Raw genomic sequence first — 23157 nt, 5'->3', positions numbered from 1 at the left:
CAGCGCCCATGCTGCTTTGGTGGCTACATGACCCGGATGGTGCCGTTTTCGCCATGGACAGCGATGTCGGCGAATTGGCACTTGCCCTCGGTCTGCTGGAAGATGCTCACGGCGATTAGCCAGACTTTGACGATCTTTTGGGGCATCGGGCCGCCGATCCGCTCCGCGTAGTCTTTGTAGAGGTCCCGCTCCTCCGAGAGCCATTTGCCGAGGTCGCCGAGGCCGCTCCGCACGACTACGTGGGTCTCGCGCTCCGCCCAGGTGGGGATGGGGCACCGGAACGTCGTCTCGAGCGGCAGTTCGCAGCTCCAGAAGTAGGTGAGGTCCTGGCCGTTATCGAACTCGACGGCGACGCTCAGATAGTCGTGGGTCGGGAAGGTGTCCTCGCGCACCTCGGACGGGAGCTTTTCCATGCGCCAAGACCAGGAAACTTTGGTGCCCGGCTTCAGCGGCACGACGCAATCCTTGATCAAAAGGGCGCCGTTGTTGTCGCTGTGGCAGCAGATCGCGTGATCGCGCCCGTGGTCGCTGCACTCTTTGTAGATCTCGGACGGGCCGATGAACCACAGATACTCCCAGCCCTTGGGCACCGGAACCTGGGTGGCGAAACGGTCGATCTCCGCGGCGACCATCCCGTTCACGTCGCCGACCGTCTGGAGTTTCTTGAGAGCTTCCAGCGGGGCCACCTGCCAACGGACCACGAGAAGCGTGAGAATGCCGTCGGCCATGGCGTAGGCTTCCGGCGGCACGGCAAGGCCGCCCGTGCGGGTGGCGAACTCGCCGGGAAAGCTCGTGCCGACATAGAGCCGTCCCCGCTTCACGGCTTCGAAGCTGTTGGTGGCTCGCGTGCCTCGAAAGATCTCGCCCTCCGGTCCGATCCGGCTCCACAGTTGCAGCGCGGTCGGAAACGAGATGGGCGTGCCGGGAAGCGAGGTGATGCCGACCGCGAATGTGGAAACCTGGTCGCCGGGCGCGATGTCGATCCCCGTGTCGAGCCAGGGCGGCTGGTTCGAAGGCACCCGGACAAAGTGGAAGTCCTTGACGGTACCGGCAGGCGCGTTGCGCAAAAGCGCCGTGAACTGCGCTTCAAATGCCGCGCCGTCGAGTTGAGGCCTGTCTTGCATGCATTCCTCCAGTCGGTTCCCTTTGTGCGCCCCGCCGATTGCTTGTCGTGCAAGGGCTTTGTTCTTGCGCGGCGACAATAGCCGAGCGACCATAGGCTCGACTTGCAGGAACCTGCTATGGACCGATTTCATCCGTTTCATTCCCAGCTCTATATCGGCAACGGCCGGGCCGTGTACTGCGGGCCACTGCAGCACTTGGAGGACCACGTCTACGGCGCGCCCGTGCTCCATGTCGGCATCTACAAGCCCTTCCACCTGATGCTCGCGGGCGGGGAGTGGCAAAGTTATCGCGTCGCCCTTGTGCCGCCGGGCCTGCGCCATGCCCTCAACCTCGAAGGGGGCGTGCACGGAAAACTTTTCGTCGACGCGGAAAGCGCGTCGGCGCCTGCCTTCCGCCGCCGCTATCCGTATCGGAAGGGTGCGGTGAGCAGTTTTAACGATCCCGATATTGTCGCGGCGTTTCATTGGGTGTTCGAAGAGGATCCCCGCCAGCCCGATGTGGAGGCCTTGCTCGACCGAATGTTTCCCGAAGATCCCGGCAGCACCATCGACCCGCGCATTCTGAAAGTGCTCGATCTCATCCGTAGGGAGCCGGACCGCAATCACTCGCAAGACGAACTGGCGGTGGCGCTGGGCCTGTCGCCGTCCCGGGTGCTACATTTGTTCAGTGAACAGATCGGCGTTCCCTACCGGCGCTATCGTATGTGGAAGAGGTTGTGGCTTTCGGCGGAACGGCTTCATGCATCCGACAGCATGACGAACGCGGCCCTCGACAGCGGGTTCGCTGATGCGACCCATTTCAGCCATGCCTTCCGGGATACGTTCGGCGTCAATCCCGCGCCGGTCTTTCGCAAGATCGAGCGCTTCGAGCGGCTAATCTAAGCCCGCTACTGATCGCCGGTCGTCTGGGTCTTCGCGCCCTCGAACCACCAGGTGTCGAGGATGCCGCGATCGAATTTCGGCTTCGTCTCGGGCTGGCCGAACTTGTCCCAATACGCGATCGTGTGAGACGCCTTGTACCAGTGCGGCACCCAGTAATGGCCAGCGCGCAAAACACGGTCGAGCGCGCGGGCGGCAGTATGCATGTCCTCACGGTTCTCGGCGCCAATGATCTTTTCGATGAGCGCATCCACCGCGGGGTCCTTGATGCCGGCCAGGTTCAGCGAGCCGACCATGTCTGCGGATCCGGAACCGAAATAGCTGCGCAGTTCCACGCCCGGCGTATTGCGCATCACATAGCGTTGGGTGGTGACGTCGAAATCGAAATCCTTCAGGCGCTGCTGATACTGCGCCGGGTCGACGCGGCGGATGCCGGCATCGATCCCGAGAAGCGAGAGGTTCTTCACGTAGGGCGCGATGATGCGCTCGAAGGTTGGCTCGAAGGTGAGGAACTCGACCGTCAGCTGCTCGCCCTTATCGTTCACGCGCTTCTTGTCCTTGATGCGCCAGCCGGCCCCGTCGAGGAGCTTGCTCGCCCGCTGCAAGGACGCCCGGTCGCGGCCTGAGCCGTCACTAATCGGCGGCAGCGGAACGGGGCCCAGCACGTCCGGATCGACATCGGCACCGAGCCCTTCGATCAAGGCGCGTTCCTCGGCCGACGGCTCGCCTTCCGCCTTCATCGGAGAGCTCTCGAAATAGCTCTGCGTGCGGTTGTAGAGGTTGAAGAACATGTTGCGGTTGGTCCACTCGAAGTCGAAGGCGAGCCCCAGAGCTTCGCGGACACGCTTGTCCTTGAACTTGTCGCGGCGCGTGTTGATGAAGAACCCTTGCGTCCCCGATGGCGTCAGGTCGGGCAGAACGTCCTTCTTCACGCGCCCGTCGCGGATCGCGGGGAAGTCGTATTCGGTCGCCCAGACCTTGGAGGTGAATTCCTCGCGGAGGTCATAGGTGCCGGCCTTGAAGGCTTCCATGCCGGCCGTGCGGTCGCGAAAGTACTCGAAACGGATCGTGTCGAAGTTCCAGCGGCCATTGTTGACCGGAAGGTCCTTGGCCCAATAGTCGGGGTTCCGCCGATACGTGATGTTGCGGCCCTGTTTGAGGTCGTCGACGAGGTACGGCCCCGACCCCAGAGGCGGCTCCAGCGTTGTTTCGTCGAACTTTTTGTCCGCGTAGTAGGCCTTCGAGAACACGGGCAGTTCCGCCACGGTGAGCGGCAGATCGCGGACGAGGTCGCCTGTGAAGGTGTAGCGCACGGTAGCCGGGTCGAGCGCCTCAGCCTTCTCCACGTCGCGCAACATCTGCGAATAGAGCGGGTGCCCCTTTTCCTTCAGGACGTCGAACGAAAAGACGACGTCGTCGGCGGTCACGGGCGTGCCATCGGAGAAGCGGGCCTCGGGCCGGAGATAGAAGGTGACGGACTTGCGGTCGTCCGCGACTTCCGCGCTCTCGGCGATCAGTCCGTAGACCGCGTCCGGCTCGTCCATCGCCCGCGTCATCAATGTGTCGAACAGAAGTTCGAGCCCTTGAGCGGCGTCGCCCTTGAGAATGAAACTGTTGAGGCTGTTGAACGTGGTGACGCCGCCCCAGCCGATCAGGGAAAACGCGCCGCCTTTCGGCGCATCCGGATCGACATAGGCAAAGGCTTCAAAGTTCTCGGGCTGGGCAAGGTCGCCGAAGGCGGAGAGCCCGTGTTTGCGCTCGGCGGCCGCCGGTTGGGCGAGGAGGAGCGTGCAAAACAGGCCTGCGGTAAGAGCGGCTGCGGTGCGTGTCGTTGTCATCGAGCAAAACATTGTCATCGACCAGACTTCCGCCCTGCTGAGATCAATTCGATGCTTGAGAGTCAGCTGCGGCCTTGTCCTTCTCGTCCCACCAGACTTGGAAGAACCCTGGGGTCAGTCCCGGCAGTTTCTCGGGGCGCCCGTAATGGCTTCGATAGGCGATGCGCTGATAGGGCGAGAACCATTGCGGCACCACGAAGTCGTGCCACAGCAAGACGCGATCGAGCGCATGCGTCGCGGCAACGAGTTCCTCGCGGTCCTTGGCGAAGATGATGTAGTCGATCAGCTTGTCGATCGCCGGATCCTTGATGCCGATGAGATTCATGCTGCCGTCGCGGTCGGCGGCTTCACTGCCCCAATAGTCGCGCTGCTCGTTGCCGGGCGACTCGGACTGACCGAAATTGCCGACGACTACATCGTAGTCGAAATTGTTGAGCCGGCGCGTGTACTGCGCCGAGTCCACAAGACGGATCGAGCCCTTGATGCCGAGCCGGTTGAGATTGCGCAGATAGGGCTGAATGATGCGCTCGAACAGGGGCGAGATGATCAGGAACTCGATGTTCATCTGCTCGCCGGTCTTCGTATTGACCAGAGCCCCGTCCTTCACCTGCCAGCCCGCCTCGCGCAGCAGCATCACGGCCTGGCGCAGATTCTTGCGCATCTCGGTCTGGTCGTTGTTGGTCGGGTTCGCGTGCACGGTTGTGAAGACTTCCTCCGGAACCTCATCGCGCACCGTCTCGAGGATCTCCAGTTCACGTCCTTCGGGCAGAGCCTTGGGCGACGCTAACTCCGAATTCTGGAAGTAGCTGTCGACGCGCTCATACTGGCCGAAGAACAAATTCTTGTTCGTCCACTCGAAGTCGAATGCGAGATTCAGCGCCTGACGCACGCGCCGGTCCTGGAACTTGGAACGCCGCTGGTTCAGCACGAAGGCCTGCATGGGCATGCCGCGCTCGAGCCTGACCTCTTGCCGCTCGATCTCGCCATTCTCGACAGCCGGAAAGTCGTAGGCCATGGCCCAGTTCTTCGAGCTCGACTCGTTCCAGTAGTCCAGATTGCCGGCTTTGAAGCTTTCGAACGCGACCGTGATGTCGCGATAGGAATCGAAGCGGATCTCGTCGAAGTTCCACATGCCTTTGTTCACGGGCAGGTCCTTGCCCCAATAGTCCTCGACGCGCTCGAAGCTGATCGACCGCCCAGGGCTCACCGACTTGACCCGATAGGGCCCGGAGCCGAGCGGCGGCTCCATCGTCGTCTTCATGGGATCGCGCTGCTCACCCTCCGCATTCGTTCCCGTCCAAAAGTGCTTCGGCAGGATGGTGAGCTGGCCCATGATCATCGGCAGCTCGCGGTTGCCCTTGGAGTCGAAATAGAAGGTGACCTCGTTGTCGCCGGTCTTCTCCGCGCGGGTCACGTTCTTGTAGTAGAGGCCCATGCGCGGGTTGGCCTCCTTGTTCACTTTGAGGCTGTAGATCACATCCTCGGGCGTGATCGGCTCGCCGTCATGCCACCGTGCTTCGTCGCGGAGCTTGAATGTCACGGAGGAATAGTCGTCCGGATAAGACGCCCATTCCGCGATGAGCCCGTACGCCGTGGACGGCTCGTCGATGCTGTCGGACATCAGGCTCTCGTTGACGAAACCGATGCCGGGCGCTTGCTCGCCCCGATACAGAACGGGGTTGAGGCTGTCGAATCCGCCGATCGAAGGCAGGCGCACAAGACCGCCTTTCGGGGCATCCGGGTTCACGAAGTCGAAATGGGTGAAGTCCGCAGGGTATTTCGGTTCGCCGACGAGTGACAGCGCATGATGCTTCGTCTGAGCGGAGGCCTCTGAGGGGGCCGACTTGGCCTCTTGGGCAGCGGGCTCTTGGGCAACGGCCTTTTGGGCAGCACCATCTTGTGCAGCGGATTCTTGGGCGGTAGCCGGTCCGATCAGGAGCGCCGTGAGCGCCGCGGCGAAGGTCAGTCGTGAAAACACCATGGGGAGAGAAGCACCATTCCGCGTTGACGGGATTGTCGGGGCGAGGCGGCTTCCGGCGTACCACTCCGGCGGCCATGAAGCGCGAACCCTGCCTCAAACCTTGCAATGGGGCCGCAAAAACCCCGGTGGGCAAAAAAGTTAGCATGCCGGGGTACGGGACCAAATGAATTATCGGTCATGTCGCGGCCCCTAACGTGGCGCGAGCTGCCGGCTGGACTTCGATGGACCCGGCCCAAAGAAAAAGGGCCCCGGAAGCGGGGCCCTTGATCGGAATGTTCTGTCTGAGACCGGTCAGGCCTAGATCCCGTCCGGCTTACCGTCGGGATACACAGGCTGAGGCTGCGAAGAGGTGCTGCCGCTGTCGTCCGAGGCGCTGCCGCTCTCATCGGACATGCTCGGCTCGTCGGCCTGTGTCGTGGTGGACGAAGGGTCGGATGGAACGACAGGCTGCGGCTGGTTGGGCGAGGGCGGCTCACCCTTGTGCGGCAGGGACGGCGCATCCTCCGAGACCATCGGCGAATTCACGACCGTGTCGTCGCTGCTCGCCGCGTCCTCGGCCGCGGGTTCTTCCGCAGCAGGCTCCTCGGTGGCAGGCTCTTCCGCAGCGGGTTCCTCCGCCGGCATAGCCTTGTCCTCGGCAGGAGCCGCCTCTTCAGCCGGCGCGGCCTCTTCCTTGGCGGGCGCGGCTTCGTCCGCGGACTCTTCAGCGGCCGGTTCGTCAGCCGGCATGGCTTCGTCCTCGGCAGGAGCCGCTTCTTCGGCGGGCTTCGCCTCTTCCTCGGCAGGAGCGGCGTCGTCCGCGGACTCTTCCGCAGCGGGCTCCTCGGCAGGAGCCGCCTCTTCAGCCGGCGCAGCTTCTTCCTCGGCCGGTGCCGCTGCGGCATCGCCCGCAGGAAGTTCCGGCGGGTTTTCAGTCTGGCTGCGCAGGAACGCGATCACGTCCGCACGCGTCTTCGCATCGGCAATGCCGGGGAAGGCCATCGTCGTGCCGGGCGCGAATGTGGCCGGGCTGGTCAGCCACTCGTCCAGACGCTCGTAGGTCCAGTCCCCGCCCTTGTCCTTGAGAGCCGCGGAGTAGCTGTAGCCCTCATGATGCCCGACCTGGGCACCGACAACATTGTGCAGGTTCGGCCCCAGACCGTTGGCGCCGCCCGCCTCGAACGTGTGGCAGACCTTGCAGAGCGCCGCGGACTGCTCGCCCTTGGCCGGGTCGGCTTCAGCGAGAAGCGACAAGATTTGAGGCGCCGCTTCGTCCGGGTTTTCTGCTTCCGCGGACTCTTCGGCTGCGGGCGCGGCCTTGGGCTCGGGGATCGCCACCGGGCTGTCGCTGTTCTGGTTCAGATAGGCGATGACGTCGGCGCGCTTCTGGAGATCCTTGATACCGGGGAAGGCCATGCTGGTGCCGGGCGAGAAGCCGGCCGGGTTTTCGAGCCAATGATCAAGGTTCTCGAAGGTCCACTCGCCGCCATGATCCTTAAGGCCCGCCGTGTAGCTGAAGCCCTCATGCGCGGCGATCTTGTGCCCAACCACGCCGTAGAGGCCGGGGCCGATCATGTTCGGGCCGCCCTTCTCGAAGCTATGGCAAACTTTACAAAGTCCGACGGCTTGCTCGCCCTTGGCGGGGTCGGCCTTGTTCAGGGCTGCGATGAAAGCCGCGCCCTTGTCTTCTTCGCCGCCCTTTTTCGCGTCGCCATGGACGAGATCTTCCTCGGCGCCGGCCACCTCGTAACCCGGCGTCGCCGGCAGGTGTTCTTCATAGATAATGTCGATGAGTGTCCGTGTGCCAAAGAACAGAAGCAGTGCCAACAGCACCGCCATAGCGACTTTGTTCAAGTAGTAGTATTTCATGTTGGATATCCCCCCGGCAGGAAACAAAGGCTACTTCAGAATAGCTCTTGCGACGCTGGCTGACACTATAAGGGGCCGACGGCGGTTGCAACTGAGAGAATCAGCACAGCTGGCAAGGTCAGCCCATTTGGCATTCGAACGCTAACAAACGGGAAAAAATGACAAAATCGATAGTCGTCATTCCTGCGAGGCGCGCCGCGACCCGCCTGCCGGACAAGCCGCTGGCCGAGATCGCGGGCGAGCCCATGATCGTTCACGTCTGGCGCCGGGCTATCGAGGCGGAATGCGGCCCCGTGCTGGTGGCGACTGATTCTCAGGAGGTGCAGGACGCCGTTGCGCGCGCAGGTGGCGAGGCGGTTCTCACGCGCGCGGACCATGCAAGCGGGTCCGACCGGATCTTCGAAGCGCTGGCGTCAGCGGACCCCGAGCGGGAATTCGACGTGGTGGTCAACCTGCAAGGGGACCTGCCCACGCTCGATCCTGCGTTGATCGGCAAATGCGTCGAGGCGCTCGAGGAGGGCGAAGCGGATATCGGCACGATCGCGGCGGAGATCGTCCGCGAGGAGGAGCGCAGCAATCCGAATGTGGTCAAGGTGGTGGGGTCGCCCTTGTCGCGCGGCGGCATTCTCAATGCCCTCTACTTCACACGCGCCACGGCACCGCACGGAGACGGGCCGCTCTACCACCACATCGGGCTCTACGCCTATCGCCGCGCCGCGCTGGAACAGTTCGTCGGTTTGCGCCCCTCGCCGCTCGAAATGCGCGAGAAACTCGAACAGCTCCGGGCGCTCGAGTCTGGCATGCGCATCCATGTCGGTCTCGTTGACACGGTTCCGCTCGGTGTCGATACTCCGGCCGACCTCACGCGGGCCCGCGAAATTCTTGAAACCGCGTAAGAATTTCCGATCCCCGCCTGCCTAACCGACGATGAAGCCCAAGACTGCGATGGCTACGAAGCGCGCAAATCGAATCGCCTTCCAAGGGGAGCCTGGTGCGAACTCGCACCTCGCGGCCAACGACGCCTATCCGGATATGGAAGCGTTGCCGTGTGCGACCTTCGAGGACGCGCTGGCCGCCGTCAAAACCGGTGCTGCGAAGCTCGCCATGATTCCCATCGAGAACTCGGTGGCGGGGCGCGTGGCCGATATCCATCATCTGTTGCCCCATTCGGGTCTCTTCATCATCGGCGAGCATTTCGAGCGCATCCGGCATCAATTGCTCATGCTGCCGGGTGCCAAGCTTGCCGATCTCAAATCCGTCCACAGCCACATCATGGCGCTGGGCCAGTGCCGGAAGATCATCGCCGAGTTGCAGCTCACGCCGGTGACCGAGGCCGATACGGCCGGGGCCGCGCGCCATGTGAGCGAGGCCGCCGATCCGACCCAGGCGGCGATCGCCTCCAAGCTCGCCGCCGAGATCTATGGGCTGCGCGTCGCGAAGAAAGATGTCGAGGACGCGGCCCACAATACGACGCGGTTCGTGGTGCTGTCCGCCAAGCCCGTGAAGACGAAGGCCGATGACGGGCCGGTCCTCACGACCTTCGTGTTCCGCGTGCGCAACGTGCCCGCGGCGCTCTACAAGGCGCTCGGCGGCTTCGCCACGAACGGGGTGAACATGACCAAGCTGGAATCCTACCAGCTCGAAGGCTCGTTCAACGCGACCATGTTCTATGCCGACATCGAAGGTCATCCCGACTCGCGGCCCGTGCAGCTCGCCATGGAGGAACTCGACTTCTACACGAGCGAGATCACGTTGCTCGGGACCTATCCGGCGAGCCCGTTCCGAAGCACGCTGAAGGCGTAGGCGCGCACGAGTCTCGTCTCGACAGCTTGGTGCCACAAAACGGCGCTAGAGACGGAACCCAATGATTCTGTGGTTCTTTTAGTATCGGTAAGCCGAGTCGGCAGGAGGAGATGTCAGATGAGCAAGAAACCCCAATCGAAAGCATGGACTCCGGCTCTGGGAGTGGCGCTGGCAGGCTTGGCCGTGGCTGGCTCGGCCTCCGTCAGTGATGCCTGCACCCGCATTCTCTACGAGACGGGAAGCCAGGACTACATCGTCGGCCGCAATATGGACTGGGCCGACAACACGCAGACGAACCTCTGGGCCTTTCCGAAGGGCATGGAGCGCAACGGTGGCGTGGGCGAAGGCTCGGTCACCTGGACCTCGAAATACGGTTCGGTCATCGCCACGATCTACGATGTGGCCACGGTCGACGGGATTAACGAGGCCGGCCTCGTCGGCAACGTCCTCTATCTGGCCGAGTCCGACTACGGTCCGGCCGACGCGGGCAAACCCAAGATGTCCGTCGGCGGCTGGCTGCAATACGTCCTCGACAGTTTCGCGACGGTGTCGGAAGCCGTCGACGCCTTGAAGGACAACCCCTTCACGGTCGTGGCGCCCAACCTCCCGAACGGCAAGGCGGCGACGGGCCATGTGGCATTGTCCGACCCGTCAGGCGATTCCGCCATCTTCGAGTATCTCGACGGCAAGCTCGTCATTCATCATGGGCCGGAAACGAAGGTAATGACCAATTCGCCGCCTTACGATCAGCAGCTAGCCATCGACACCTATTGGACGGGGATCGGCGGCAGCACGTTCCTGCCCGGCACGAACCGCGCGGCGGACCGTTTCGTGCGCGCGAGCTATTATTTGAGCGCGTCGCCGAAATTCGAGGACAAGCGGACTGCGGTCGCAAGCGTCGCCTCGATGATGCGCGCGGTCAGTGTTCCTGTCGGCGTCAAGGATCCGGCCAAACCGAATATCGCGACAACCCAGTGGCGGACCTACGCCGACCAAGGCACCAAGCGCTACTATTACGACTCGGTGTTCAATCCCGGACTGTTCTGGGTCGACCTCGATAAGCTCGATCTGTCGGAAGGAGCCGCGCCCAAGAAACTGGAACTGACCAGCTTCCCGATCCTTGCAGGTGAGGTCTCCGGCAGTTTCGAGGACGCGAAGCCGTTCAAGTTTCTGGCGCCCTGATCCGGCGTCGCCGGCTGCGCACGTCGTCCAAAACCCACTGGAATCGGCGCATCGCGAAGATTAGTGGCGCTCACGGTTGCCACGGGGCCCCGCTTCCCCGATATAGTGCTCCAGGGAGGTTGGCGGCAGGCGCGTGCCTCGCCAACCGGGTCAGGTCCGGAAGGAAGCAGCCCTAACGAGCGTTTCGCGGGTTGATTGTCCAGCCTCCCACCTTTCCCGTGCGTCGAGTAAACTCCGCGGGTGCCGCCGTCTTGCACCCGAAGGGTTCAAGAACCGGCCCTGATTGAAGCCATGGCGTGAGCGCTCCTTTCTCGATGTCCGAAGACAACGCCCAAAACCCGACCAAGGATGCGGCCCCGAGTGCGGCGGCAAGTCATGCGGCACTGGCGCGCAAATACCGGCCGAAAATTTTCGCGGAGCTGATCGGCCAGGAGCCGATGGTCCGCACCTTGCGCAATGCCTTTGCGTCGGGCCGCATTGCCCAGGCCTATATGCTCACGGGCGTGCGCGGCGTCGGCAAGACGACCACGGCGCGGCTGGTGGCGCGGGCGCTCAACTACGAGGGGCCGAACGGCGAAGGCGCCACGATCGATATCGAAGCGGAAGGCGTCCATTGCCGCGCCATCCTGGAAGGCCGCCACCTCGATGTGATCGAAATGGATGCGGCCTCCCATACCGGTATCGATGACATCCGCGATCTGATCGACAGCGCGCACTACAAGCCGAACTCGGCACGATACAAAGTCTATATCGTCGACGAGGTGCACATGCTGTCCAAGCAGGCCTTCAATGGCCTCTTGAAGACGCTCGAAGAGCCGCCCGAGCATGTGAAGTTCATCTTCGCCACCACAGAGATTCGTAAGGTGCCGGTCACGGTGCTGTCGCGCTGCCAGCGCTTCGACCTGAAGCGCATCGATGTGGAGACCATGTCCGCCCATCTTGCGCACATCGCCAAGGAGGAAGGCACCGAGGCGGAGCCCGCGGCGCTTGCGCTGATCGCCCGGGCCGGCGAGGGGTCGGTGCGCGATGCCCTCTCCATTCTCGACCGGGCCATCGCTTTCGGCTCTGGCCGCATCGAGCCTGACACCATCCGGGAGCTTCTTGGGCTCGCGGACCGGGGGCGCATCTTCGATTTGCTCGAAACGGTACTCAAGGGCGATGCGGGCGGTGCCCTTAAGGCTCTTGAACAGCTCAACCGCGATGGCGCGGAACCAGGCCAAGTCATCACCGATCTCGCCGACGCGGTGCACGCGGTCACGGTTGCCAAAGCCGCGGGTCCGCAAGGTATCGATCCCGCCGCCGGCGAAGTGGAACGCGGCCGCATCGAAGATCTCGCCAAGCGGCTCTCCATGCCCGTGCTCGCGCGCGCCTGGCAGATGCTGCTCAAGGGCCATGACGAAGTCCGCAGCAGCCCACGGCCGCTTGCGGCGGCCGACATGGTGCTGGTGCGGCTCGCCTATGTGGTCGACTTGCCGCCGCCGGGCGATGCCGCCCGTCAGACCAGGCCCGAGACGGGCGAGACGAGAACACCTGCGTCCGCCGATGCGCCGTCCGCGGACGCCTCCTCGGCCAAGACTCCTGCCACTGCGCAAATGGCGCCTGTGGCCGCGCAAGAGGCGCCTGCTACCGCTGGAGAGGCGCCCGAAGAACCCTCGGTGTTTGAGTCGGAAAATCCCGCGCCGCCGGATTTCGAGGAAGAACCTGTTTCGGAGCCGGCACCGGCATCGCCCATGCCGCAGAGTTTCGAGGATGTCGTGGCTCTTGCCGAGACGAAGCGCGACTTGAAACTGAAGAACGCTTTGCTGGAACAGGTGCGCCTGGTCCGTTTCAAGCCCGGGGACATTGCCCTCAACCCGCTACCGCTCGCGGCGCCGGATCTGCTGCAAGAGCTGATGCGCAAGCTCAAGGCGTGGACCGGCCAAGTCTGGATCGTGTCCACCAGCGAGCAGGAAGGCGAGGAGCCGCTGGGGGTTCAGCGCCGTGCCGCCGAAGCCCGTGAGATCGAGGCGCTTCATGCCCATCCTGCCGTTCAGGAAGTGTTCCGGTATTTTCCCGGCGCAAAGATCAAAGAGGTTCGCAACGCGCCGCAAGAGCGCGCAGGTTTCGACGAGACGGACGACGTCGAAGACGACGATGTCTTCACCAGGGGCGGGACAAGTTAGAGCGCGAAGCGCCGAAACCAAAATGACCACGCAACGCGACAGACAAGGACCGCGATGAAGAACTTCATGGACATGATGAAGCAGGCGCAGCAGCTCCAGGGCAAGATGCAGGATATGCAGACCGAGATGGAGTCCCTGACCTGTGAAGGCCGCGCCGGCGCCGGCATGGTGACCGTCACGTTGAACGGCAAAGGCGAGATGAAGGCTGTCGCCATCGACCCGTCGATGCTGAAACCGGAGGAGACGGAAATCCTCGAAGACCTGATCATCACCGCCCATGCGGATGCGAAGCTGAAAGTCGAGGAGGCCATGAAGGAAAAGATGGCCTCGCTGACAGGCGGCTTGCCGATTCCCCCGGCTTCAAACTCTTCTAGCCCTCGTCAACACACGAAGACTGCGAAGACGCGTGCCGGCGGCACGATTTGTCGCATTGCTGCGTCGCAACGTCACCATGTTGCGGCGCACTGCCTCGTGTATGATTCTTTCATCCCGGCTTTGAACGGATCGCATCCGTCGAGGTGGCGGACGAACGCGCGTTTCCTCGGCGTGCGCGCGAGTCGCATCGAAAGTCACACCGGCGGACGGGACGTTCAAACATCAGCTTCGCAAAACATTGCAAGGACCAAAAATGAAGACCGGACATAGACTCCCCGAGGTCACCTTTCGCACGCGCGTCCGCGACGAATCCGTCGGCGGGCCGAATCCCTACCGTTGGCAGGACCAGACCACCGACGATTACTTCAAGGGCAAGCGCGTGATTCTGTTCTCGCTGCCAGGCGCGTTCACACCGACCTGCTCGACCTATCAGCTCCCGGGTTTTGAGGGCTCCTACGAGAAGTTCAAGGATCTCGGCATCGACGACATCTACTGCCTGTCGGTGAACGACAGCTTCGTCATGAACAAATGGGCGAAGGACCAGGACCTGAAGCATGTGAAGGTCATCCCGGATGGGTCCGGCGAGTTCACGCGCAAGATGGGCATGCTCGTCGAGAAAGATAATCTCGGCTTCGGCATGCGCTCGTGGCGCTATGCCGCCATCGTGAGCGACGGCGTGATCGAGGCTTGGTTCGAGGAGCCGGGCCTTTGCGACAATCACGCGGAGGACCCCTATGGCGTCAGCGCGCCGGAGACCCTCCTGCAGTATCTCCAGGACAAGGATATCGAGAAGGCCGCGTAACCCGCGCGCTCGTTCACTCCACTCTACGATCTGGATCGGCGGCACGACTCAGCTAAGCTGGGCCGTGCCGTCGGCGTTTTTGGCTGGGCGATGCCTTTTGCCAAACCGATTCCCGGTGTACGGGGCTCAGCGGCTCCAGAAGTCTAGAAGAGGAAGCGGTCCATGGCGCGCGCGGCGGCAGGTCCCGAAATCGAGCGGCTCATACAGCTCCTGGCGCGTCTGCCGGGGCTCGGGCCGCGCTCGGCCCGGCGCGCGGCTCTGCATCTCGTGAAGAAGAAAGAGCAGTTGCTCGACCCGCTGGCCGCGGCGCTTGCCGAGACCCGCGACACGATTCTCACCTGCGAGGTATGTGGCAACATCGATACGCAAAGCCCGTGCACGCTCTGCCGGGACGCGACGCGCGATCCCTCGCTGATCTGCGTTGTGGAGGAGGTGGGCGATCTGTGGGCGCTCGAGCGGGCGGCGGTCGTAAACGGGCGCTATCACGTGCTGGGCGGCACGCTATCGCCACTCGACGGTGTCGGCCCCGACGATCTCAATATCCCGAAGCTCATCGAGCGCGCACGCGCGGACGAAGTCACCGAAGTTCTGCTGGCGTTGAACGCGACGGTCGAGGGACAGTCCACGGCGCACTACCTCACCGACCAGCTAGCCGGCTGCAACGTCTCCGTCTCGCGCCTGGCCCAAGGCGTCCCCATTGGCGGGGAACTCGACTATCTCGACGAAGGCACGCTCGCCGCCGCCGTCAAGGCGCGCAAGGCGATGGGCGGGTAGGCTAGTCGGCCGCCGGCCTCGTTCCGGGGCCTTGATAGGTCTCGGCCACCCTGTTCGCGGCGGCTTCGAATTCCCGCAGGCACTCTTCCGGAAGGTTCGCCTCGGCGATGATCTCCCAATAGACGCTCGACTCGATCTCGCCGCCGATCCAGATCCCGGCGAGCAGGCCAACGGTCGCTGCGGCGAATATGCCGACAATCCAGAGAAGCCTCCCGCCGTCGCTCATGGGCTCGCCTCCTCCTCAATGGCCGCCTCGTCTTCCAAGGCTTCCTCCCGCGCCTCCTCGTCGGGCGTCTCGTCATCCTCGTTCCAGGGCGCGACCTTGAACAGCATCAGCATGCCGGGGATCGCGAGAAGCGCGCAGATGACGAAGAACTGAGTCCATCCCACGGACTCCACGATGAAGCCCGTTGTCGCGTTGGCAACCGTACGCGGCACGGCGATGAGACTTGAGAACAGTGCGAACTGCGTGGCGGTGAAGGCCTTGCTCGTTTCGCGCGCCATGAAGGCGGTGAGGGCCACCGTGCCGAGCCCGACGGCGAGATACTCGCCGCTCACGACGACGAACAGGCCCACCAGCGAGTGCCCGGCCTGGCTCAGCCAGATAAAAGGAATGATGGTGAGGAGCTGAACGAGGCCGAAGATCCACAATGCCTTATTGATGCTCAGCTTGAGCATGGCCGCGCCCCCGATTGTGGCGCCGGCAATGACGGCCCAGAGCCCGGCGAACTTCGCCACGCTCCCGATCTCGGTCTTGCTGTAGCCCATGTCGAGATAGAACGGCGTGGCCAGTGCCGTCGCCATGTTGTCCCCGAGCTTGTAGAGGAACAGGAAGGCGAGGATGGCGAGCCCGGCCGTGATGCCGTCACGGCTGAAGAATTCCACGAACGGTTCGATCACCGCTTCGCGCAGCGTGTGCGGCGCCAACTCGTCGTCGCTGACCTCTTTGACGAGCAGAGTGGTGACGATGCCGATCAGCATGAAGGCGCCGGTGATCCAGAACACGGTGGACCAGGGCAGATGGTCGGCCAGGATCAGGGCCAGCGAACCCGGTACCAATCCGGATAAGCGGTAGGCATTGATCCAAAACGAGGTGCCGGTGCCGAGCTCGTCGTCCGCCAGCAATTCGCGCCGGTAGGCGTCGATGACGATGTCCTGACTGGCGCTGAACAGGGCGACCGCGAAAACGAGCCAGACAATGGCCTGGAGCGAGGTCGCCGGATTGAAGTGGCCGAGCAGACCGATCGAAATCAGCAGGAGCAACTGGGTCAGCAAGGCCCACCCGCGCCGCCGTCCCAAGAAGGGCAGCTTGAAGCGGTCCATCATGGGGGACCACAGGAACTTCCAGGTGTAGGGCAGGCCGACCAGGGCGAACAGGCCGATGGTGGCGAGATCGACGTCGTTGTCGCGCAACCAAGCCGGCACCAGCGACACGAGCACGAACAACGGCATGCCCGAGCTGAAGCCGAGGAAGATGCACGCCAGCATTTTGCGCGTGAACAGAATCTCGGTCCAACTGCGGCGCGCGTCCGCAACGGTGGCTTGGTCGGTCGTTCCCTCGGTGCCCGTCATCGTTCTAAGCTCATAGCAGCCGGGCGCCCTGCCGTCATGACAAAGGAGTCTCGAGAATGGTCCGCGTCGTGGGTATCGATCATCTGGTCATAAGGGTGAGCGACTTCGACAAATCGAAGGCGTTCTACGACAAGCTCTTCAAGTTCCTCGGCTTCGAGGTTCTGGACGAATACGCCGACGCCATTGGGTGGACCAACGGCAAGACCCGCTACTGGATCGGCCCTGCGGACGCCGAAGGACGGGCGCGCGGCTATCGCATCGGCGATATCGGCTTTCACCATTACGCCTTCGAACTGCGCAGCCGGAAGGACGTGGACGACCTCGAAGCCTTCCTGAAACGGGAGGGCGTGAGGATCGTCGACCCGGCGGACGAGTACTACGACGACTACTACGCCGTGTTCTTCCTCGATCCGGACGGACTGAAGCTCGAAGGCATGAAATGGGGGGAGCGGCAGGCCAAAGCGGAGGCGGCCAAGAAGAAGGCTAAGAAGAGCAAGAAATAGCCAAAATTCGGCGCAGCCCAGCGCCGATTTCGCTCCTCCCGATATTTCCTACTTGCGAATGATTTGCAACTAGCGCTATGCTGCGTTGCGAAAAGGATCGTTCGCGATATTCAGGAGGCTTCAGGTGACAGCGCGTTTGGCATGCCAATTCCGGCTTCTGGTCGCAACGATGGTCATTCTTGCCGTTTCGGTGCTGGCCGGATGCGGGGATCAGGAGGGTACGTCCACCTCGGAAGGGTCGAATGCCGGGGACGACAAGTTCCGGGTCGTGACGACCTTCACCGTGATTCAGGACATCGCCCAGAACGTTGCGGGCGACGCCGCGGTAGTAGAGTCGATCACGAAGCCGGGCGCGGAGATTCACGACTACCAGCCAACCCCCGGCGACATCGTCAAAGCGCAGCACGCCGACCTCGTCCTCTGGAACGGGTTCAACCTGGAGCGCTGGTTCGAGAAGTTCTTCCAGAACGTCAAGGACGTCCCCAGTGTCGTCGTGAGCGACGGCGTCGAGCCCATGGGTATCACGGAAGGTCCGTATAACGGCAAGCCCAATCCGCATGCGTGGATGTCGCCCACGAGCGCGCTTCAATATGTCGAGAACATCCGCAAGGCGCTTGTCGAATACGATCCGAAAAACGCCGAGGTCTACAACAAGAACGCGGCCGTCTACGCGGACAAGATCAAGGCAATGGATGCGCCGTTGCGCAAGCGGCTCGCTGCGATCCCCGAGGACAAGCGTTGGCTTGTGACCTCCGAAGGCGCGTTCGCCTATCTTGCCCGCGACTACGACATGCGCGAAGCCTATCTCTGGCCCATCAACGCCGATCAACAGGGGACCCCGCAACAGGTCCGCCATGTGATCGAGCTCGTGAAGGAGAACGGGATCCCCGTCGTGTTCTCCGAAAGCACGGTTTCCGACCGGGCCGCGAAACAGGTCGCCAAGGAAAGCGGTGCGTCCTACGGTGGCGTTCTCTATGTGGACTCGTTGAGCAACGAGGGCGGCCCCGTTCCCACCTACCTCGATCTCTTGCGCGTTACCGTCGACACGGTCGCCAAGGGTTTCGAGAATGCACAAGGGTCCTGAGATCGACAAAGACCTCGGGAACGCTGAAGGATCTTAGAAAAGCCGATGAGCCGTATTGATTTGCTGACCCGCTCCGACACCGTGGCCCGTCCCGCGAGCATCGCGGTTCAAGACGTCAGCGTCACCTATCCCAACGGGTTCACGGCGGTGCGCGACGCCTCGTTCGAACTGGGGCCCGGCACGATCTGCGCGCTGGTGGGTGTGAACGGCAGCGGCAAGTCGACCATCTTCAAAGCCATCATGGGCTTCGTCACCCCGTCCGCCGGTCAGGTGCGGCTGTGCGGTCTTCCCGTGGACAAGGCGGTGTCGAAGAACATCATCGCCTACGTGCCGCAAAGCGAGGATGTCGACTGGAACTTCCCGGTGCTGGTCGAAGACGTGGTGATGATGGGCCGATACGGCCACATGAATCTGTTCCGCATTCCCTCCAAGACGGACCGGCGCAAGGTCGACGAGGCCTTGGAACGCGTGAACATGACCGCCTACCGCACGCGGCAGATCGGTGAGCTCTCGGGCGGACAGAAGAAGCGCGTCTTCCTGGCGCGTGCCCTGGCTCAGGAAGGGCGCATCATTTTGCTCGACGAGCCGTTTACCGGCATCGACGTGACGACGGAAGCCGCGATCATCGATCTGCTGCGCGAGTTGCGCGACGACGGTCATTTGATTCTCGTCTCGACGCACAATCTCGGCAGCGTCCCCGATTTCTGCGATCAGGTCGTTCTGCTCAATCGCACGGTTCTGGCGGCGGGACCGACCGCCACGACATTCACCCAGGAGAATCTCGAGCGCACCTTCGGCGGTGTGCTGCGCAATTTCGAGCTCAGCGGGCAAGCGCTCCACGAGGACGACGACGCGCGCAGCCTCAACGTCATCACGGACGATGAGCGGCCGCTCGTATTCTATGGCGTCAAGGAGGGCAAAAAGAAGAAACAGGCTCGGGACAAGGCGAAATGAGCGGCATCCTGACCGAACTCATCGTCCCGTTCTCGTATGACTACATGTGGAAGGCGATGTGGGTCAGCGCGCTGGTGGGTGCGGTGTGCGCCTTTCTGTCCTGCTATCTGATGCTGAAGGGTTGGTCGCTGATGGGCGATGCCCTCGGCCATTCCATCGTGCCCGGTGTCGCCGGCGCCTACATCATCGGCGCCCCCTTTGCCGCGGGCGCGTTCTTCGCCGGCATCCTCGCTGCGCTCGGCATGGCCTTCGTCAAGTCGCACTCGCGCCTGCGCGAAGACGCCACCATCGGTCTCGTCTTCACGACGCTGTTTGCGCTCGGTCTGCTCATGGCGTCCCTGCATCCGACCTCCGTGTCGATCCAGACCATCGTGCTCGGCAACATCCTCGCGATCCCCGACGCGGACGCGATGCAGGTCGTCATCATCGCGGTCGTCTCCTTCGCGGTGCTGGCGTTCATCTGGAAGGATTTGATGGTCACGTTCTTCGACGAGACCTATGCGCGCAGCATCGGACTTCGGACACGCACGCTGAAACTGGTTTTCTTCACGCTGCTCAGCGCCTGCACCGTGGCGGCGCTGCAAACCGTCGGAGCGTGTCTCGTGATTGCGCTGGTCGTCACGCCGGGCGCGACCGCCTACCTGCTCACTGATCGTTTCGACCGTCTGATCGCGATTGCGGTCGGCATCGGGACGGTCACCAGCTTCGTCGGCGCCTATCTCAGCTACTTCATCGACGGCGCGACCGGCGGTGTCATCGTCACGCTCCAAACGCTGCTGTTCCTTGCCGCGTTCTACTTCGCGCCGAAACATGGCGTGATCGCCGCCCGCCGCAAGGCCCGCGCCGTCCGGGACGAGAATATGCGCAAAGGCAATGCGCTGCCGGAGAGCGGCCCGGTACAGGAGAGCGCCTGATGGACCCGATCGCGTTCTTCGTGGAGCCGTTCGCCTATGACTTCATGCAGCGGGCGCTCGGCATGTCGCTCCTCGTGGCCGCCGTATGCGCGGTGCTGTCCTGCTATCTCGTGCTGAAGGGCTGGTCGCTGATGGGTGACGCGATCTCGCACGCCGTGCTGCCCGGCATCGTCATCGCGTTCGTCCTCGGCATTCCACTGGCGGTGGGCGCGTTCGTCGCCGGGCTCGCCTGCGCGCTGATGACCGGCTATCTGAAATACAACAGCCGGGTCAAGGAAGACACGGTCATGGGCATCGTGTTCTCAGGCATGTTCGGCTTCGGGCTGGTGCTCTTCACCAAGGTCGAGACGGACCAGCATCTCAACCACATCCTGTTCGGCAACGTTCTCGGCGTGACTACGGGCGATCTCCTAGAAACGGCAATCATCGCCGGCGGCACGCTTCTCATCGTGTTCGCCAAGCGCCGCGACCTTCTGCTGTATTGTTTCGATCCGAACCACGCCCGCGCCATCGGTCTGCCGGTCAACGTGCTGCATTACGGGCTTCTGATCTTGCTCTCGCTGACCATCGTCAGCTCGATCAAGGCGGTAGGTATCATCCTCGTCATCGCCATGCTGATCGCGCCGGGTGCCACGGCCTATATCCTCACGGACCGCTTCGAACGCATGCTGGTGATCGCCGTCGCGGTGGCATGCGGTTCCGCGGTGCTCGGCACCCTCGTCAGCTTCCACATTGACGGCGCGACCGGCGCCTGCATCGTACTGGTGCAGGCTTTCGCGTTCTTCATGGCCTTCCTGTTCTCGCCGAAGCATGGGCTTTGGCCGCTGCAGAAGCTCTTCCGCCGTAGCGGCGATGGCGCCGTCGATAGTGCCGACCGCGCAGATGCGTCCTAGCTCTTGCTCGGGCTCTGGACCGAGCGGTGCAGCAGGTCATAGACGAGCGCGGTCGACCAGCCGATCAGCATGACGCCGTTCAAGGCCGTGAGCGGTCCAAGCATGTGCCATTGCGGCACGGGCACGACGTCGCCATAGCCGAGCGTCGTATAGTTGCCGAAGGCGAAATAGATGAGGTCCGTGTCCTTGGGCACCGCGCCGACCCATTTATATGTGTAGGCCCAGATCACGCATTCGCCGAAATGGCCGACGACGAGAAGTGTGCCCGTCGCGACGATCACGAGCATGTACTGCACGAAGCCGGGAAACGAGGCGTCCGTGTTCGCGAGGTTCCGCAAAGTCGCGGCGATGGCGCCGACCAGAATCGCATGAATGAATAGATTGACGAGGCTCGTGGCGCCACCAACGGCGATCTGATCGAGCATCGACACGTTCATGGTGGAGATCCACATGGACTCTTTCACGGTTTCTGCGACGGTCGGATCCATCTCTTTCCCCCAAATCCCTGTCGTGACGTTATTCGCCGGCCAGTAGATCCGGCTGACGGATGATGCGCGGCCCCTTGCCGGGCGCGCGTGTGGCGCCAGCCTGCGTGACGTTGGGGGCGGATGCGGCCGCCGGCGCGGCGGGCGTGCCGTGCTCCACGGCTTTGGTGTCCCGTGCGGTTTTGGCTTCTTCGTCGAAGTCGAGCTGCTCGATCTTCTGCCCGCGCTTCGTGATCTTGTCCGCGGAGGTGAGGATCTTGTCGATATCGGCATTGGCCTGGCCGAAGTGCCGCTGCAGATCGAGCACGCGGTCGCGGAAGCGTCCCATGTCCGCCATGAGCGTTGCCACTTCGCGCTGGATGAGATGAGCCTGCTCGCGCATCTGCACGTCCTTGAGGATGGCCTGCATGGTCTGCACCGCGAGCATCAGCATGTTCGGCGCACAGATCACGATGCGGGCGCGATGTGCCTTCTGGAGGATATCGGGGAAGTGCTCCGACAGATCCGCCGAGATGGACTCGGACGGCACGAATAAAATGGCGGTGTCCTGGGTCTCACCGGGGATAAGATATTTCTCGGCGATCGCATCGATATGTTTGCCCACATCGGTGCGAATGCGCCGGGCGGCGATTTTCTTCTCCTCATCTCCGCGGGCGGTGCGAAAGGCCTCGAAGCCTTCCAGCGGAAACTTGGCATCGATCACGACGCCCGCCGGTGTGTTCGGCATGTGCAGGAGACAGTCGGGCCGCGTGTTGTTGGAGAGCGTGGCCTGGAAAGTGTAGGCGCCGGCTGGGAGGCCGTCCTTGATGATGGCCTCCATGCGGATCTGGCCGAAGGCGCCGCGCGCCTGCTTGTTCGCCAGGATCTCCTGAAGGCTGACCATGTTGCCCGAGAGTTCGGTGAGGTTTTTCTGGGCCGTGTCGATGACGGCCAGCCGCTCGTTCAGGCGCGAAATGGTCTCGTGTGTCTTACGGGCGCTCTCGTTGAGATCGGTGCCCACCTTGTGGGTCATGCGGTCCAGGCGTTCGTTCACGGCGCGCGCCAACTCGCCGTGCCGCGTCACGCTGATCTCCGCAAGCGTCTGAAGCCGCACGCGCAGTTCTCCGAGCTGGTCGCCCTGCGCGGCGGCGTCCTGCTTCCGGCGGGTAAGGTGCACCACCATCACGATCGCCAGAATCAGGAGGGCGAGCACGGCCACGCCGGCGAGCACAAGGCCCACCAGAACGGGGTCGATCGTCATCGTCCCAATATGCAGGGGCTCAAGGACCATGGTGCCTAGCTATAGGCTGATTCGGGAGGCTAGACCAAAACAGGAACACGCGCTCTGGGAGCGCGATCCACCCGGGGTCGATGCAGCGCATTGACCGGAGCCGCCTCGGTCCTTATGTCAGCGTCAGTCATGGCTACCATCCATCCCATCGTCACCATCCCCGATTCGGTGCTGCGCCAGACGGCTGACCCCGTCGAACGCGTGGACGACGAATTGCGCACGCTGATGGACGACATGCTGGCGACGATGTACGACGCGCCGGGCGTCGGCCTGGCCGCGCCTCAGATCGGCATTCTGCGCCGTGTGATCGTAATGGATCCGGCCCGCGACGAGGAGGAGCCTGCGCCGCTCGTCATGGCGAACCCTGTGATTCTGCAGCGGTCCGACGAGATGCGCGTGCATGAAGAAGGCTGCCTGTCGATCCCCGACGTCACGGCGGAGGTCGAGCGTCCCTCGATGGCCCGCGTGTCGTATCTCGATCGCGAGGGCAAGTCTCAGGAGGCGGAACTCGAGGGCTTTCTGGCCACGATCGTCCAGCACGAGGTCGATCATCTGAACGGGGTTCTGTTCATCGACTATCTGTCGCGCCTGAAGCGCGACATGATCGTGCGGAAATTCACCAAGCAAAAGCGCGCCACGGCGGTCTAGCCCCGCGAAGCGGCGTTCCATCCCGCTAAGCGGCTTCCCAGCCCGCGAAGCGTCTTCCCATGCGCA

22 protein-coding genes and 1 other RNA gene are annotated in these 23157 nt (G+C 63.0%); 15 read left to right on the top strand and 8 right to left on the bottom strand.

What is annotated here, in order from left to right; translation table 11 throughout:
* Positions 1-23: 23 nt before the first annotated feature.
* Positions 24-1124 (bottom strand): DUF3047 domain-containing protein, encoded by a 1101-nt coding sequence (locus tag DCY11_RS15470; protein ID WP_159079836.1) that lies wholly within the window; start codon positions 1122-1124, stop codon positions 24-26.
* Positions 1125-1241: 117 nt separating this feature from the next.
* Between DCY11_RS15470 and DCY11_RS05920 the strand changes: the two genes are divergently transcribed.
* Positions 1242-2006: an AraC family transcriptional regulator gene (locus DCY11_RS05920; RefSeq protein WP_108683697.1), complete on the top strand. Its 765-nt coding sequence runs from the start codon at positions 1242-1244 to the stop codon at positions 2004-2006.
* 5 nt (positions 2007-2011) lie between these two features.
* On the opposite strand, the gene DCY11_RS05915 is transcribed toward DCY11_RS05920, so the two are convergent.
* From DCY11_RS05915 to DCY11_RS05905, 3 genes are all read right to left on the bottom strand, one after another.
* Positions 2012-3841: an extracellular solute-binding protein gene (locus DCY11_RS05915; protein WP_245409462.1), complete on the bottom strand. Its 1830-nt coding sequence runs from the start codon at positions 3839-3841 to the stop codon at positions 2012-2014.
* 43 nt (positions 3842-3884) lie between these two features.
* Complete coding sequence (locus DCY11_RS05910) at positions 3885-5822, bottom strand: extracellular solute-binding protein (protein WP_245409461.1); 1938 nt, start codon at positions 5820-5822, stop codon at positions 3885-3887.
* Positions 5823-6119: 297 nt separating this feature from the next.
* On the bottom strand, positions 6120-7670 hold the full coding sequence (locus DCY11_RS05905) for a cytochrome c family protein (protein WP_108681851.1): 1551 nt from the start codon (positions 7668-7670) through the stop codon (positions 6120-6122).
* A gap of 158 nt (positions 7671-7828) precedes the next feature.
* Between DCY11_RS05905 and DCY11_RS05900 the strand changes: the two genes are divergently transcribed.
* The 8 genes from DCY11_RS05900 (at position 7829) to recR (ending at position 14768) form a co-directional block, all read left to right on the top strand.
* Positions 7829-8566 carry a 3-deoxy-manno-octulosonate cytidylyltransferase gene (locus DCY11_RS05900; protein WP_108681849.1) on the top strand — a complete coding sequence of 246 codons (738 nt, stop codon included), beginning with the start codon at positions 7829-7831 and terminating at the stop codon, positions 8564-8566.
* 49 nt (positions 8567-8615) lie between these two features.
* Complete coding sequence (locus DCY11_RS05895; protein WP_108683695.1) at positions 8616-9473, top strand: prephenate dehydratase; 858 nt, start codon at positions 8616-8618, stop codon at positions 9471-9473.
* A 117-nt stretch (positions 9474-9590) separates the two neighbouring features.
* Positions 9591-10655 carry a linear amide C-N hydrolase gene (locus DCY11_RS05890; protein WP_108681847.1) on the top strand — a complete coding sequence of 355 codons (1065 nt, stop codon included), beginning with the start codon at positions 9591-9593 and terminating at the stop codon, positions 10653-10655.
* Positions 10656-10767: 112 nt separating this feature from the next.
* Positions 10768-10868, top strand: an RNA gene (ffs, locus tag DCY11_RS05885) — signal recognition particle sRNA small type.
* 83 nt (positions 10869-10951) lie between these two features.
* The gene (locus DCY11_RS05880; RefSeq protein WP_159079835.1) at positions 10952-12817 is read left to right on the top strand and encodes a DNA polymerase III subunit gamma/tau; all 1866 of its coding nucleotides are present in this window, start codon (positions 10952-10954) and stop codon (positions 12815-12817) included.
* A 66-nt stretch (positions 12818-12883) separates the two neighbouring features.
* A complete protein-coding gene (locus tag DCY11_RS16140; RefSeq protein ID WP_371515037.1) occupies positions 12884-13462 on the top strand; it encodes a YbaB/EbfC family nucleoid-associated protein in 579 nt (192 codons plus the stop codon).
* Positions 13446-13994 carry a peroxiredoxin gene (locus DCY11_RS05870; RefSeq protein ID WP_108681841.1) on the top strand — a complete coding sequence of 183 codons (549 nt, stop codon included), beginning with the start codon at positions 13446-13448 and terminating at the stop codon, positions 13992-13994. The genes DCY11_RS16140 and DCY11_RS05870 overlap by 17 nt, the downstream gene beginning before the upstream one ends.
* 162 nt (positions 13995-14156) lie before the next feature.
* The gene (gene recR / locus DCY11_RS05865) at positions 14157-14768 is read left to right on the top strand and encodes a recombination mediator RecR (protein ID WP_108681839.1); all 612 of its coding nucleotides are present in this window, start codon (positions 14157-14159) and stop codon (positions 14766-14768) included.
* A gap of 1 nt (position 14769) precedes the next feature.
* Here recR and DCY11_RS05860 read toward each other — a convergent pair whose 3' ends face one another.
* Positions 14770-14994 (bottom strand): hypothetical protein, encoded by a 225-nt coding sequence (locus DCY11_RS05860; RefSeq protein WP_108681837.1) that lies wholly within the window; start codon positions 14992-14994, stop codon positions 14770-14772.
* A complete protein-coding gene (locus tag DCY11_RS05855) occupies positions 14991-16340 on the bottom strand; it encodes an AmpG family muropeptide MFS transporter (RefSeq protein WP_108681835.1) in 1350 nt (449 codons plus the stop codon). Before DCY11_RS05855 ends, DCY11_RS05860 begins: the two co-directional genes overlap by 4 nt.
* 56 nt (positions 16341-16396) lie before the next feature.
* On the opposite strand from DCY11_RS05855, the gene DCY11_RS05850 reads away from it, so the two are divergent.
* From DCY11_RS05850 to DCY11_RS05830, 5 genes are all read left to right on the top strand, one after another.
* Positions 16397-16843, top strand: a complete 447-nt coding sequence (locus tag DCY11_RS05850) for a VOC family protein (RefSeq protein WP_108681833.1) — start codon at positions 16397-16399, stop codon at positions 16841-16843.
* Between the two features lie 169 nt (positions 16844-17012).
* Complete coding sequence (locus tag DCY11_RS05845; protein WP_108681831.1) at positions 17013-17927, top strand: metal ABC transporter substrate-binding protein; 915 nt, start codon at positions 17013-17015, stop codon at positions 17925-17927.
* Between the two features lie 45 nt (positions 17928-17972).
* Positions 17973-18881 (top strand): manganese/iron ABC transporter ATP-binding protein, encoded by a 909-nt coding sequence (locus DCY11_RS05840; RefSeq protein ID WP_108681829.1) that lies wholly within the window; start codon positions 17973-17975, stop codon positions 18879-18881.
* On the top strand, positions 18878-19795 hold the full coding sequence (locus DCY11_RS05835) for a metal ABC transporter permease (protein ID WP_305791562.1): 918 nt from the start codon (positions 18878-18880) through the stop codon (positions 19793-19795). The genes DCY11_RS05840 and DCY11_RS05835 overlap by 4 nt, the downstream gene beginning before the upstream one ends.
* Positions 19795-20688, top strand: coding sequence for a metal ABC transporter permease (locus DCY11_RS05830; RefSeq protein WP_108681827.1), 894 nt, complete (start codon positions 19795-19797; stop codon positions 20686-20688). Before DCY11_RS05835 ends, DCY11_RS05830 begins: the two co-directional genes overlap by 1 nt.
* On the opposite strand, the gene DCY11_RS15465 is transcribed toward DCY11_RS05830, so the two are convergent.
* Positions 20685-21176, bottom strand: coding sequence for a potassium channel family protein (locus DCY11_RS15465; RefSeq protein WP_159079834.1), 492 nt, complete (start codon positions 21174-21176; stop codon positions 20685-20687). The genes DCY11_RS05830 and DCY11_RS15465 overlap by 4 nt on opposite strands.
* A 28-nt stretch (positions 21177-21204) precedes the next feature.
* On the bottom strand, positions 21205-22413 hold the full coding sequence (locus tag DCY11_RS05820) for a DNA recombination protein RmuC (RefSeq protein ID WP_245409459.1): 1209 nt from the start codon (positions 22411-22413) through the stop codon (positions 21205-21207).
* Between the two features lie 159 nt (positions 22414-22572).
* Between DCY11_RS05820 and def the strand changes: the two genes are divergently transcribed.
* The gene (gene def / locus DCY11_RS05815; RefSeq protein ID WP_108683693.1) at positions 22573-23091 is read left to right on the top strand and encodes a peptide deformylase; all 519 of its coding nucleotides are present in this window, start codon (positions 22573-22575) and stop codon (positions 23089-23091) included.
* Positions 23092-23157: the final 66 nt, after the last annotated feature.

The organism is Methyloceanibacter sp. wino2 (genome assembly GCF_003071365.1).
Lineage (GTDB): Bacteria > Pseudomonadota > Alphaproteobacteria > Rhizobiales > Methyloligellaceae > Methyloceanibacter.
The sequence above is the reverse complement of the archived record's forward strand: the minus strand, read 5'-3'. Positions and strand labels throughout refer to the sequence as shown.